This window comes from Sphingobacterium olei (assembly GCF_005048855.1).
GTDB lineage: Bacteria > Bacteroidota > Bacteroidia > Sphingobacteriales > Sphingobacteriaceae > Sphingobacterium > Sphingobacterium olei.
The window spans coordinates 282,043-296,865 of the sequence record NZ_SUME01000006.1 but is presented as its reverse complement, the minus strand read 5'-3'; the positions used below and the strand labels follow the sequence as shown (position 1 = coordinate 296,865).

The following is a 14,823-nucleotide window of genomic DNA, read 5'->3' as shown; positions in this document are numbered from 1 at the left end:
TTTGTTAAAATTAAATTTCAATAAAAGCCAAAGTAATTGTTTATTTAATTCATTTTTAGGATAAAAACAGCTAAATTATCATGTTAAAGTAATTATATTGTCAAAAACGAACTTTTGGAGGGGATCTGTCGTAAATAGCTGTAGTTTTACAACTTTTTGAGATGATCCGGGAGATATTACGTATTTTATTTCAATGGCATCTCGTTAGAAACCTATAATAGATAAAAAGGTAACGCTGATACATCAATATGAATTCTGCTACAACAGACAAACTCTACGCTGCTATAACGGCCGTGGGAGGTTATATTCCTCCAAACAAAAGATTGAACAAAGAATTAGAACAGCACTGCGATACATCTGACGAATGGATCATCAAACGCACTGGAATAAAGGAGCGACGAATACTATCGGAAAACTTAGCCACTTCGGATATGGCTGTACAGGCGATTCGGGACTTAGCACAACAATATAATAAAAATTTAGATCATGTAGACGCTTTAATCGTTGCTACATCTACCCCCGATATGCCTATGCCGGCGACCGCAAATATAGTTGCTCAAAAATTGGGAATCAAATCGGTGTGGGCGTTTGATGTAAATGCTGCATGTTCCGGTTTCCTATATGCGTTAGACCTGGGGGCTTCACTTGTCGAAACCCGTCGCTATCGAAATGTACTAGTTGTGGGAGCTGATAATATCAGCACCTATGTTGACCTGAAAGATCGTTCTACAAACATCCTTTTTGGCGACGGCGCAGGTGTCGTCTGGCTAGAACCTTCTTACGACGGAGGGATATTAGATGCCTATCTATGTAGCAATGGCGAAGGGCGCGAATTTTTGAATATAGAAGCTGGAGGTTCGCTGTACCCGATCGATTCGACCGATATCACAAATGAAAAGCGATTTTTAAAGCAAGACGGGAGAACAGTTTTTAAACATGCTGTACAATCAATGACAGACGCCTGTACAAATATCTTACAACGGAATAATTTTGATATTAATGATGTAAATTGGTTAGTCCCCCATCAAGCAAACCAACGTATTATTGATGCAGTAGGTCGTAACTTGAATATTCCAGACGGAAGGGCATTGAGCAACATCGAATATATAGGAAACACGATTGCAGCAACAATACCGCTTTGTATCTGGCAAAACCTCAAAGAGATAAGAACAGGAGATTTGGTCATGCTAACCGCATTTGGGGCCGGATTTTCTTGGGGAGCGAGCTTATTTAGATGGATGATATAACTTATCATTGCAGAAATACCCCTCTGCAACGTTGCTTATAAACCTGTTTTTATGTAAATTTGCTTGTTAATATGGAAAAATCAAACATCATTAACATCAGCGAAACAACAACCAGTTCAATTTACCAATGGGCATTTAACCTTGTAGAAGCGGTGGGTTTTCAGGATAGATCCGCCCACATTTTCACTTCGGCAGGACTCCTTATTTCTGCTTTCATTTTATTGTTGATCATCCATTACATCATTCAATTCTTTTTCAATTCAATCTTAACTGGATTAATCAATAAAACGAAGACAAACTGGGATAATTACCTCCTTAAAAATAGGGTTCAAGTTCATTTGAGCCGTTTCATTCTTATCGTTATTTCTCAACAATTTTTTCCCTATATCTTCGTCGGGTTTCCGTCTTTCACGTCCATTCTTGTTAAACTGTTGAGTGTGTTGATGATTTTCGTGACTTATGGTGTTATAAACGGTCTTTTAAAAACTGGAAGGGACATCCTACGATCGTCGAAAGCATTCGTAGAAAAACCTGTTGACAGCTACCTTCAGGTTTTACAGATATTTCTGATTTTTGTTGTCGGCACGCTTATCGTTTCCGTCTTAACGGGGAGCTCTCCGTGGTCTTTTCTAGTTTCACTCGGAGCCGCATCAGCGATCTTGATGTTAGTCTTTAAAGATACCATACTTGGATTCGTGGCCAGTATCCAAGTTTCTGCAAATGATTCCGTACGTGTGGGTGACTGGATAGAAATGCCTAAATACGGTGTCGACGGCGATATCCTGCAGATAAACCTTAATAACGTACGTGTGCAGAACTGGGACAAAACTATTGTTACTATTCCAACCTGTACCTTGTTAAGTGACTCCTTCAAAAATTACAGAGGCATGCAGGAAACTGGTGGACGGAGGATCAAAAGATCAATCCACATTAAAATTTCATCGATCCGTTATCTCCAAAAGGAAGAGATTGAAGAACTTAAAAAGATCGCGCTACTAGCTCCATATATTGCACAAAGGGAAAAGGAAATTGCGGAATACAATAAAAACAACCATGTTGATCAAAACATTCTTGTTAATGGGAGGAGAATGACGAATATTGGATTGTTCCGTATATATATCAAGACCTACGCGCAGAACAACCCGGACATCCACAAAGGCTTAACGCTAATGGTTAGGCAATTAGCACCTAATGAGCATGGACTCCCTTTAGAGCTATACATGTTCACCAACGGGACGCAATGGGCATTTTTTGAAGACACGATGTCGGATATTTTCGACCACCTATTTGCTGCCATAAAGTATTTTAATCTTGAAGTGTTTGAGTTACCTGCATCGGATGACTTGCGACAGCTACTCAACGAAAAATCATTAGTTATAAACTCTTCGTGTTTGTTTTCAAACGAAGCAAACTAAAAGAAAATACATATTTCTCATAAAAAATGGAGGCCTTCTACTACATTAGCTATTGCACAACGTAGTAGACGGCCTCCATTTGGCGTTTTTCATAACGGATACTCTAGCCTCTGCTATTGTAATTGGGAGCCTCTTTGGTAATCTGTATATTATGTGGGTGTGATTCTCGTAAACCAGCTCCCGTAATACGTACAAACTGCGCTTCCTGAAGTTTTGGTATGGAAGCAGCGCCACAGTATCCCATGGACGCACGTAGTCCGCCGATATATTGGTATACCACTTCAGCCAATGTACCCTTATACGGCACGCGACCTACAATACCTTCAGGCACTAACTTCTTGATATCCTCTTCCACATCTTGGAAATAACGATCCTTAGACCCTTTTTCCATTGCTTCTACCGACCCCATACCACGGTAAGATTTAAATTTACGTCCTTCCAATAAGATGGTTTCACCTGGAGCCTCTTCTACCCCAGCGAAAAGAGAGCCCGCCATGATGGTATCCGCTCCTGCGGCGATTGCTTTTGCGATATCACCAGTTTGTTTGATACCACCATCTGCAATAAGCGGAACACCTGTACCTTTTAAAGCTTTCGCGACTTCATATACTGCATACAACTGGGGCACACCTACACCTGCTATGATACGTGTGGTACAGATAGATCCCGGACCAATACCGACTTTGACGCCATCCGCTCCGGCCTCAGCCAGTGCTCTAGCAGCTGCACCTGTAGCAATATTACCAACGATCACCTGCAATTCGGGATATTTTGATTTTACTTCTTTCAGTTTATTGATAACGCCCAACGAATGACCATGTGCCGTGTCAATTGTCACAACGTCTACCCCCGCTTTTACCAATGCATCTACGCGTTCCACAGTATCAGGCGTAACACCAACTGCCGCACCGACTAATAATCGACCATGCCCATCCTTAGCCGCATTTGGATAGTGTTTATATTTCTGAATATCTTTAAAAGTAATTAAGCCTTTTAGAATATAATTTGCATCAACCACAGGAAGTTTTTCAATTTTATAATTCTGAAGTATTTCCTCCGCTTGAACCAGATCCGTACCTTCAGGAGCAACGACAAGATTATCCTTGGTCATGAGTTCATTTATAGGTCTTGTCATGTCTTTCTGGAAACGAAGATCCCTATTGGTTACAATTCCGACCAATCTTCCATCTTGGTCGATCACAGGAATACCGCCGATCTTATGTTCCCGCATAATAGCAAAGGCATCACCCACAGTGGCATTTTTCAACAAGGTAACCGGATCCTGAATCATCCCGCTCTCGGAACGTTTTACTTTACGTACTTCTGCTGCCTGTTGATCAATAGTCATATTCTTATGCAACATCCCTATTCCGCCAGCCTGTGCAATAGCAATGGCCAAATCAGACTCCGTAACGGTGTCCATAGCAGCCGATACCAAAGGTATATTGAGCTTAATCTTTTTTGTGAGGTATGTACTTGTATCTACATCTCTTGGTAGAATCTCTGAATATGCTGGGATCAATAAGACATCGTCATATGTAAGTCCTTCAGCTACGAATTTTTGTGGATCTAATTGCATGGCAAATACGTTCTGGGTTTTCTATTTGCCAGGCAAAATTACAAAAAAAAACATCTCTATCAAATAAAAACTTTCATTTCCAGAGAAATGACAATCCGATTATAAACACCGAATACACGGGATAATAGGCGGACTTTTTTACTTTGGCAAGCTCTTTGCATCAGTCACTGTAAAGAAAAACGATTAATAACAATAAATTTATACAGATGAAGAAAGTAATCCTATCCTTTTTTGTAGCTTCAGCGCTGACTATAGCGACTCATGAGGCAAATGCACAGGCTTATAAGACAGCTTTGGGAGTGGCTATCGACCTTGGCGACGGTGCTACCTTATTTGGCCCTCAGATCAAGCATTCGTTCGACGGTACGAACGCCGGAAATGCACAGGTATTATTTGGAGACCATGTAACCATAATCGGAGCGGACTATTCCTACAACCAACCGTTTCGCGGAACGAATGGTTTAGGATGGTATGTAGGCGTCGGTCCGCAGATCGCTTTTGTTGATCACTGGGGCGACGATGATCATGCTCATTTTGCCATCCGTCCGGCGGCAGGTCTAGAATATAAAATCCCAACAGCTCCTTTGGCTTTTCATTTTGATTGGAAACCTTGGTGGAACCTTTCTCACGAGTCGGACTTTGAACCGGCTAGATTTACATTAGGCTTTAAATTTACCCTAAAATAATTTGTAAATTCGTGAATTCGACTATCTGCGAATTCACGAATTTATCCATCTATTCCTCAACGAATTTGCCACCTAGCAAATCAAGCTCTACCCATCTGCGATTTTTTAAACAGATATCTGTTATTTTAGTTTTCATTATGTAAAATTTTTATACCTTTGCGGTTCTTGGTAAATTATATTTTATCAGCTAAAACAATTAAAAAACATAAAATATCAAACTAATACACGAATACAAAAATGCAGAGTAAAGGGCTGATTAAATTTTTGGTGATAGTGGTGTCGTTAGCATGCCTCTATTCCCTATCATTCACATTTGTGACACGTAAAGTAGAGCGTGATGCTGCATCATATGCAGGCGGCGATATGGCTAAGGAAAAAGCCTATTTGGATTCTATAGCTAGTGAAACCGTATTTAACTTAGGAATTGCGAAGTACACCTACAGGGAATGTAAAGCTTACGAGCTCGCGTTGGGTCTCGATCTTAAAGGTGGAATGAACGTTACGATGGAAATCGCATTAGACGAGTTGATCAGTAACCTAGCCAACAAGACAAAAGACGAAAAATTCAACACAGCGTTACAAAGTGCAATTCAAAAAAGTAAAACTGCAAACAAATCTATTGTAGATCTATTTATAGATGAATACAAAGCAACGGGCGCATCTACTTCATTGGCCACTTTTTTTGCGACCAAAGACAATTCGACTTTAATAAAGGCTACGAGTTCTGACAACGATGTTAGAAGTTTCCTACAAAAGGAATCGGACAATGCCATTCAAAATTCCTACAAAGTATTACGTACACGTATTGATAAGTTTGGTGTTGCTTCACCGAATATCCAAATCCAACAAGGTACCAACCGTATCCTTATTGAGTTACCGGGTGTAAATGATGAGGCTCGGGTGCGGAAATTACTACAAGGTTCGGCGAAACTAGAGTTCTACGAAACACATGACAACTTTCAGGTATATCCTTTACTCGAAAATGTGAACCGCACATTAGCGGGAACATTAAAAGCAACGGAAGCAGCCCCTAGTACGTCTACTGTGGCAACAGGAGATTCTACTGCTGTTGACTCGACGAATAATGAAGACAACTTATTGGCAAATCTAGGCGCTAACAAATCTGAAAGTAGCGACTCTTCAGCTATATCTGCAAACCTAGTCGCAGAAAACCCGCTATTTAGCGTTTTAAGTCCAGCTGTTTACACGGCAGAAAATGGTCAGCCTCAATTGTCAAACGGCCCGATGGTAGGTATGGCGAACCTAAAGGATACCGCTAAAGTAAATGCTTATTTGGCTAGACCTGAAGTGAAATCTATCATTCCTGCTAACATCAAATTGTTATGGGCGGTAAAACCTGAACAACGTTCGCCCAATGCCTTGTCTCTTTATGCTATCAGACCAGTCCCGGGCGACAATCCAGCCGTATTAACAGGCGAAGTGATTACGAATGCAAGAGATGAGATTGATCCGCAGACAAACTCGCCTGTAGTATCCATGAGCATGAACTCCATTGGAGCACGCGATTGGCGTAAAATTACAGCAAAAGCTGCCCAGAGTAAAGAAGCTATTGCTATCGTATTAGATGGCGTCGTATATTCTGCCCCTTCTGTAAATGAAGAAATTCCAAACGGAAATTCCTCTATTTCGGGCAGTTTCACCATTGAAGACACAAAAGATTTGGCTAATGTATTGAAAGCTGGCCGCTTACCTACGACAGCTAAAATTGTTGAGGAGGCTATTGTTGGGCCTTCACTCGGTCAAGCAGCTATCGATTCTGGTATTAATTCAGCTCTGATCGGTATCGTCGTGGTCATGATCTTTATGATTGCATATTACAATCGTGCAGGTGTTGCAGCAAATATTGCGGTTTTACTTAACGTATTTTTCTTAATGGGGGTACTAGCGTCACTTAACGCAGTACTGACATTACCGGGTATCGCAGGTATCGTGTTAACAATGGGTACGGCAGTAGATGCCAATGTACTTATTTATGAACGTATACGGGAAGAGCTGCGATTAGGCAAGAGTATCCGTCAAGCCATAGCCGATGGCTATAAACATGCGTTGCCCTCTATCCTTGATTCACAGATTACGACTTTCTTAGTCGGTATGGTCTTGTTCTTTTTCGGTAGCGGACCCATCCTAGGATTTGCAACTACATTAATGATCGGTATTATCACTTCCCTATTTACATCGATATTCATCTCGCGTTTGATTTTTGAATACATGTTAGATAAAGACATGAAAATTTCTGTTTCTTTACCTTGGTCAGCAAATACGCTTCAAAATGCAAAGTACCAATTTATCAAAAGACGTAAAACTTTTTATGTAGTTTCAACCCTGGTAGTTGTTGTCTGCATTGCATCTATTTTTACAAAAGGATTTACACTTGGGGTTGATTTTCAAGGTGGACGCACGTTTACAGTGAGTTATGAGAACCCGATAAACCTAGAAGATGTTCGTAAAAATCTAGACAACACATTTAACTCAACCACTGAAGTAAAAATATTTGGTAGTGCAAATCAAGTTCGCGTAACGACAACTTACCACATCAATGAAACTTCAGATGAAGCAGACGAAGAGGTATTGGCGAAATTAAACGAAGGCCTATCGAAGATCGAAGGCAACAAATACGAAATTTTATCGTCACAAAAAGTAGGTCCGTCCATTGCTACCGACATCAAAGATAGGGCATGGTGGTCTGGTATTATTGCCATATTGATCATTGCGGCGTATATATTGGTTCGCTTCCATAAATGGCAGTACGCTGCCGGGGCTGCCTTAGCAACTATACACGATGGTATTATTATATTAGGATTATTCTCATTACTAGACGGGATCGTACCATTTTCGTTAGATATCGACCAACATTTTGTCGCTGCCCTACTTACGGTATTGGCCTATTCTGTCAATGATACCGTCGTCGTATTTGACCGCATCAGGGAAGATCTCAATAGACCTAGTGCCCTGAGTAAAGACTTTGGCAATACCATTAACCAAGCAATCAACACGACACTAAGCCGTACTGTGATTACGTCACTAACGATTATATTCGTATTGGTGATCTTATTTATATTTGGTGGCGAGGTGATTAGAGGTTTCTCTTTCGCTATCTTGACTGGTATTATAGTTGCAACCTATTCTTCTATCTTCTTAGCGGCACCTTCGGTGTACGATTTAAGTGGTAAAAAGCATTTTACAGCAGCTCCAGAAACTAAAGCTAAAGTAGTGACTCCTTAATCGGATTAAAATATTAGTTTGACAAGGCTACCTTCTTAAGGTAGCCTTTTGTTTTGATATATATTGTGTTAGTAGCTCTGCCTTTGAGATTCTATTATAGAGGAAATATAAGAACAAAAAACGGGCTACCGGTATTACATTTTGAAAATTGGAGTTGGCAGCCCGCTATACTTAATAGTATGTATACCGTCTCACTCCGGCTATATGTCGTGCTAATCGCATGACCTGGTGCATATAGCCATATTCATTATCGTACCAAATGTACAATACAATACTTTTACCGTCGTTGGAAACAATGGTAGCTGGTGCGTCTATTATGGACGAAAAGGTAGTACCTATGCAGTCCGACGACACCAGTTCTCGGTTATTCGAATACTTGACCTGTTCTACTAGGTTTCCGTGTAAAGAGGCTTTCCGCAATAAACCGTTGATTTGTTCAGTAGAGGTCCTGCTTTCTATTTCCAGGTTAAGAATAACGAGTGATCCATTGGGCACGGGTACGCGGATCGCATTTGAGGTTAGTTTACCCGCCAGAGAAGGAATGGATTTAGCAACAGCTGTACCTGCGCCGGTTTCTGTTATCACCATATTCACGGCAGCCGCGCGGCCGCGTCTTGATTTCTTATGCATATTATCGACCAGATTCTGGTCATTGGTATAGGCATGAATGGTTTCTATATGACCTTTTACAACACCTAGCTCCTTCTCTATCAATTGAAGTACCGGTGCAATCGCATTTGTCGTACAGGAAGCTGCCGAAAAAATGTGCTGTACGCTCGTATCGACGAGATGCTCATTAACACCAAATACAATGTTCGGAATACCCTTCCCCGGCGCGGTCAGCAACACCTGCGCTATTCCGTTGGCTGTCAGATGTCTTGATAGCTGCTTCTCGTCCCTAAATGCACCCGTATTGTCGATAAGTAAAGCATCCTGAATGCCATATGCACTATAATCAATATGCTCAGGTTGTTGTGCTGAGATGATATGTACCGTAATCCCATTGATGATCAACGCACTACCTAAGGAATCGACTTCCACCTCTCCATCAAACCGGCCATGTATGGAATCATTACGCAGCAAGGCTGCCCTTTTTTCCAATGTCTCGGTATCCAAATTATCCCGAGTTACAATCGCCCGTAACCTTAACTGCTTACCTGCTCCGGCTTTGGTAATAAGCTCGCGTGCCAATAAACGCCCAATGCGACCAAAACCATATAAAACTACATCGCGAGGTACTAAAGACTTGGGGGTATTGGCGAGTTGTAACTCTCCTATCAGAAAATGCTGTATTTCGGTGTCCTTCACCGATTTCTCGCGCAACTGCAAAACCAGCTTGCCGATATCTATCCGGGCGGGACAAAGATGTAACTGTGTCAACGCGTCGGCGATTTTTACGGATTCAAATATAGAGATAGTTTGCTCGGTAAGTTCATGTGAAGCGCTGTGCACATTCAAAATATGACTGACCCTGCAATCAACAAGTTGACTCCGAAATAGAACCAATTCGACAGCTTGATTGTACCATAGATTGCTGACCATTTCCATCAGTTTGGTCGCAGCATTTTGTTTCGTGGTGTATGTTTTGATTTCCTGTTCAAAAACGGCGTTATTCGACATCTTAGATTACAATTTATAATTCGGATGCAAACATATATATTTATTTCAACAAGTAACCAAAATATTATTAAAATAACAATAAAAAAACCAAAACAAGCTTCTTAATTATTATTTTAATAAAAAACATTATAAAATATTATAATTATAAAAAATTCACATCCCTCCTAAGTCGCGATAACATTCTTTTATCACTTCTAACAGGTTCTTAGCACTTTGTGTCTATGGGACGGGAACCTCACAATAAATAGGGTATGCCCCCGTTGCGCGGCGGCCGTAGAGGCTGTAGTGCAATCTGAGGGCATACCTGATACCAAGGTTCAGTTGGGCTTGATACAACTCGTTAAGGTATTGAACAGCGAACAGTTTCAAAACCCGAAAATGGCACTCCATAAAATAGGATTTGAAATCTTCACCGTATCCTTACTCTTTTTTAGCAGGTACTTCTTCTTTTTTTACTTCCTCTTTCTTTGATTTGGGATTTTTAGCTCCAGGTCTACTATTTCCATACGTACCCATTACTATTTTGCCCTTTCTTGTCTTTTTATCACCTTTTCCCATTATGTTATGTTTTTGTAAATTAAAGATTAACTATTATAATCTGACAACACGAAAAAAAGCATAATGTTTGGTATTACTTTTTTAAATCAACCACTATAACAAATGGTCTTTCGAAGGATTCCAACGCTGGACTAATTTTTGATTCGTTACGAAGAAAACAACGCAGATTCTTGTGAAAACACAGTAAGTTATCTAAGTTTGCGGAAGATGTGGAATTTTAAATCTATTTTTCGACGTATTTTCCAGTTTATTTCCGCAGAAAACAGCGGCGACGCCCTACGCAACGTTTTAACCAGTATTGTGCCGAGTATAGTGATCTTTTATTGCGGTCATCTGGATATAGCAATCACTGCAGGTGTAGGTGCCCTGTTGTCCTCATTGACTGATCTACCGGGAAATCGCAGGGATAAATGGAAATCTGTCCTATGGTGTATTCCCTTGTTTTTTATATCGTCGATTGCTACAGCTTACGCGCTTTCCTCACCTTGGCTCCTCCTACCCTTACTTATCATAGCGGCTTTTGCCTGTACGATGTTGTCTATATTCGGTTCGCGAGTCGGAATCATCGGAACGTTGATGCTTGTTCTAATCAGTTTTATTATCGGCTTATGGCCTTCGAACCCCATCTCTTTTAGCCTAGAGATCACTGCAGGAACGATGTGGTATTATCTGGTGAGTATCGTCCAGGTTTACATCGCTCCCTACCGTTCATTACGGCATGCGATGTCCGATGGTTTTCGGAGTATGTCGGCGTTACTTCGTGCGAAAGCGCTCTGCTACGACGAGCAGATTCCATTAGAAACAGCATACAGAGAGTTAGGCAGACTCCATATACAAGTAAGTGAACAACAGGAAGCGATTCGATTTCTACTCCTCCGGGAAAAGAAACTGATGAATGCTGAAGACGGAAGGTTTTGGCTCAATCAGGCATATGGATTAATCGATCTATATGAACTGCTAACGGCACTAGACCACGACTACGAGTCGATCCGCAATACCTTAGCACCAATAGGGGCACTTGACTCTATCCGGAAATTGATCATGCAACTAGCGGAAGAGGTAAATTCTCTTGCTAAAAATGACAAGAATTATCCGTACACCAACCCAAATAAAAGACCTATCGATGACGAGTTACACCGACTTATTGCGATTGGAGATCGACAGCATGGACGAGCTGCGGCCATTTTAGATGCTACGGTTGGTAACATCCGATCCATTCTTGATTTTATCCAACAGATCCGCACAGCATTTAACACCGATATAGCCCGTCGAAATATAGTCAAGGAGAACGAATATCACCATTTCATATCCTTACCTCCCAAAGGTTGGAAAGCTGTAAAAAAACAACTCACCTTTCGTTCTACCGTGTTCTCATTTGCATTGCGGTTAGCGGTATTATTTGGTTTAGGGGGACTTGTTGGCTTGGCCTTGCCTGAATACAGATACACCTACTGGATTCTTTTAACCATCGCTATTGTAGCTAGGCCGGGTTTTGCGACTACACAAAGACGCAACTATCAACGTATAATCGGCACGCTGACTGGTATTTTACTGGGTTTACTTCTATTATATATGCTATCTGACGTAGCTGTCCTACTCCTTATTGCAGCCATTTGTCTATATGGTTTTTTCTTATTTAACAGGCCCCACTACCTTGTCAGCGTAATATTTATTACCGCTGCCATTATAATTGCATTGAACAGTTACGACGGAAACATCGATGACATTTTAGGTAGTCGAATTGTGTTTACGTTGATAGGTTCGCTATTGGCCGCAATTGGCTACTTTTTTATCCCGACACGACAAAATCAAGATATGCTGAACTTAGCCGGAACAGTGGCACGCGATAGTAAGGCATATTTTCAAATTGTCACGGCGCAACTAAACGTGCAGACTTTCGACATGTATGCTGTTCGCCTGGCCCGAAAAGAGGCACAAACAGCATTGGCAGCTTTTTCTGATGCCATTAACCAATTGCAAAAGGAACCCGGAAATAAAAAGAAAGACTGGTCGAACGTTAACAAATTCCATGCGCTGGCATATCGGATTAATTCGTTAATAGTTGGTCTTTCCATACATATTATGCCACAGAATGAATCTGACCTGGAATCTCAACAACTCGAGGACCGTTCGATAGATCTAGGTAAACTGTTAGCACAACTGGATGATTTCTCTAATTCTTTGCAGAAGTCGCCATAATCTACAAAAACTTTAATCGTTTCATCAACTGAAAAATTATGCAAACGATTGATTTTATAAAATTCTCTTTACATGATGGAATCTATCTATTTGGAACATTATCTTTATGGAAGACAACCCTATAGATCAAAATGAAAGAAAACCTAAGTAAGGAAAATAGAAGGTCTTTTCTTCTAAAAAGCAGCATTGCGTTAGGAGGACTAGCGCTACTAAATCCGTCCAAAGCTATTAGTGCTTCATTGGATAACCAAGAACAGTCTTTTAAAATTATCACAGGCCCATATCTGCAAACAAATTTTGGAAATAGTATTTCTATATTGTGGATTACCAATAACGATGCCTCCAGCTGGGTGGAATATGGCGAATCACCCGATAGTCTTACGAACAAGGCTTTTGGAAAAAGTGAACTGGGTTTAAAACCCGCCGGACGTTTAAATCGTGTGAAGATCAACAACCTAAAACCCGGGGTGACCTATTACTATAGAATAGCATCAAAAGAAATAAATAACTTTCAACCTTACAAAGTGACTTATGGAGAGACGATTTATGGCGATACAGAAAGCTTTGCCAACCTCAATACATCCAAAGAGGACGTATCGTTTGTTATGCTGAATGATATCCACGACAGACCCGAATCTATTCTACACCTACTTGATCTGGACAAGGGCAACAAACGGGATTTTGTTTTTTTTAATGGGGATATATTTGATTACCAAACGGATGAAAAACAGATTATCGAACATTTTTTACAACCGTGCACCGATTATTTCGCAAAAAACATCCCATTTTTATACGTAAGGGGCAATCATGAAACCCGGGGTAAATTTGCTCGGGAATTTTCGAGTTACTTTGATCAAGTAGGATATACATCATTTACGCTAGGCCCCGTTAGGTTTGTTATTCTTGACACAGGTGAAGATAAGGAAGACACGCATCCCGTATATGCAGATATTGTCGATTTTGACCAATATCGTATCGAACAGGCCGCGTGGCTAGAAGAGGAAATACAGAAAAAAGAATTTAAAAATGCACCTTTTCGCATCGTGATGATGCATATTCCTCCACGTTACTCCGGCGATGCACATGGAGCAACACACTGTACCGAATTATTTGAACCTCTACTGAATAAAGGAAAGGTAGACTTGGTACTAAGCGGTCACACACATCAATATAAAGTGCATAGCCCCGATAAAACGAGCAATAATTATCCTATTATCATCGGTGGAGGATCTCGAGACGGGTCAAGAACATTAACAAAAATCAACGCGACTAAAAAAGAGATCCAAGTGAGTATGCTTGATGATTCAGGAAAAGAAGTTGGGCGTTATGTTGCATCAAGAAAATAATATTTTAAATCACTTATGTTATGCGTATAATCATTTTTCTGTTACTCTTCCCTACTAGTCTATTTGCTCAAAGGAGCAACATTCTTCAAAAAGATTACCTCATAGCCTGCGGTGACGACAAAGTTATTATCATTGATCCTGCAAAATCAACAGAAGCCAACCCATTTATTGTATGGCAGTGGAGGGTAGCGGAGGCTACAGATTTACCTGTTGCATACCAGAAATTGATGGCAACACTCGACGAATGTAAGCCCGTCCTGCAAAATAAAAAACTATTGCTTACATCCTCCGGAGGAGCGACGATTTTACTGGACATCGACTCAAAAAAGGTAACATTTTATGGGCGGACTCCAATGGCGCACTCAGCAGACGTCCTGCCTCAAAATCGAATTGCTGTCGCTAATTCGACACATCCAACGGGCAATAGTTTGGAAATATACGACATCAATACTCCGGAAAAAGTAATTTTCAAAGACTCCCTTTACTCCGGGCATGGGGTTGTATGGAATGAAAAAAAAGATCTATTGTATGTACTCGGTCACAGCGTGCTAAAAGCATACGCATTAAGTGATTGGAAAAGTTCGAATCCAACACTTAAATTAGTGAAACAATGGGCATTGCCCGACGAAGGGGGCCACGACTTATCTATGATCGATCCAGATAATTTTGTCGTATCTACCCACCATAATGTCTTCAAATTCAACACCAAAAAGGAAACGTTTGACATTTTCAGCCCTTTATCAGGAAAACATAATATAAAGTCCGTAAACTATGATCAAAAGAATGATAAGCTTGTCTATACGATAGCTGAGCAAAGCTGGTGGACACATCATATCTATTCCACTCAACCCGAAGCGCGATTGCATATCCCGAATATTAAAATATATAAGGTAAGAGTGGTAAAATAAGAGATTTCAACAAAAAAGTATT

The 14,823-nt window shown here is 40.7% G+C and carries 10 protein-coding genes; 7 read left to right on the top strand and 3 right to left on the bottom strand.

The window, feature by feature from the left end:
- Positions 1-248 precede the first annotated feature (248 nt).
- Together FAZ15_RS15975 and FAZ15_RS15970 are read left to right on the top strand one after the other, a co-directional pair.
- On the top strand, positions 249-1,247 hold the full coding sequence (locus FAZ15_RS15975) for a beta-ketoacyl-ACP synthase III (RefSeq protein ID WP_136902317.1): 999 nt from the start codon (positions 249-251) through the stop codon (positions 1,245-1,247).
- 71 nt (positions 1,248-1,318) lie between these two features.
- On the top strand, positions 1,319-2,662 hold the full coding sequence (locus FAZ15_RS15970) for a mechanosensitive ion channel family protein (protein WP_136902316.1): 1,344 nt from the start codon (positions 1,319-1,321) through the stop codon (positions 2,660-2,662).
- Between the two features lie 103 nt (positions 2,663-2,765).
- Here the strand turns inward: FAZ15_RS15970 and guaB are convergent, their stop codons facing one another.
- Positions 2,766-4,241, bottom strand: coding sequence for an IMP dehydrogenase (guaB, locus tag FAZ15_RS15965; protein WP_136902315.1), 1,476 nt, complete (start codon positions 4,239-4,241; stop codon positions 2,766-2,768).
- Positions 4,242-4,447: 206 nt separating this feature from the next.
- Between guaB and FAZ15_RS15960 the strand changes: the two genes are divergently transcribed.
- Both FAZ15_RS15960 and secDF read left to right on the top strand, forming a co-directional pair.
- Positions 4,448-4,927 carry a hypothetical protein gene (locus tag FAZ15_RS15960; RefSeq protein WP_136902314.1) on the top strand — a complete coding sequence of 160 codons (480 nt, stop codon included), beginning with the start codon at positions 4,448-4,450 and terminating at the stop codon, positions 4,925-4,927.
- A gap of 237 nt (positions 4,928-5,164) precedes the next feature.
- Complete coding sequence (gene secDF, locus FAZ15_RS15955) at positions 5,165-8,170, top strand: protein translocase subunit SecDF (protein WP_136902313.1); 3,006 nt, start codon at positions 5,165-5,167, stop codon at positions 8,168-8,170.
- Between the two features lie 171 nt (positions 8,171-8,341).
- Here secDF and FAZ15_RS15950 read toward each other — a convergent pair whose 3' ends face one another.
- Positions 8,342-9,790, bottom strand: coding sequence for a glyceraldehyde-3-phosphate dehydrogenase (locus FAZ15_RS15950; RefSeq protein WP_136902312.1), 1,449 nt, complete (start codon positions 9,788-9,790; stop codon positions 8,342-8,344).
- Between the two features lie 420 nt (positions 9,791-10,210).
- Positions 10,211-10,348 carry a 30S ribosomal protein THX gene (locus tag FAZ15_RS15945; protein ID WP_136902311.1) on the bottom strand — a complete coding sequence of 46 codons (138 nt, stop codon included), beginning with the start codon at positions 10,346-10,348 and terminating at the stop codon, positions 10,211-10,213.
- Positions 10,349-10,555: 207 nt separating this feature from the next.
- Between FAZ15_RS15945 and FAZ15_RS15940 the strand changes: the two genes are divergently transcribed.
- The 3 genes from FAZ15_RS15940 to FAZ15_RS15930 all read left to right on the top strand — a co-directional run bounded on the left by FAZ15_RS15940 (position 10,556) and on the right by FAZ15_RS15930 (position 14,801).
- A complete protein-coding gene (locus tag FAZ15_RS15940; RefSeq protein ID WP_136902310.1) occupies positions 10,556-12,547 on the top strand; it encodes an FUSC family protein in 1,992 nt (663 codons plus the stop codon).
- Positions 12,548-12,678: 131 nt separating this feature from the next.
- Positions 12,679-13,893 (top strand): purple acid phosphatase family protein, encoded by a 1,215-nt coding sequence (locus FAZ15_RS15935; protein ID WP_136902309.1) that lies wholly within the window; start codon positions 12,679-12,681, stop codon positions 13,891-13,893.
- A gap of 20 nt (positions 13,894-13,913) precedes the next feature.
- Positions 13,914-14,801, top strand: a complete 888-nt coding sequence (locus tag FAZ15_RS15930) for a DUF6528 family protein (RefSeq protein ID WP_136902308.1) — start codon at positions 13,914-13,916, stop codon at positions 14,799-14,801.
- The last annotated feature ends 22 nt before the right edge of the window (positions 14,802-14,823 follow it).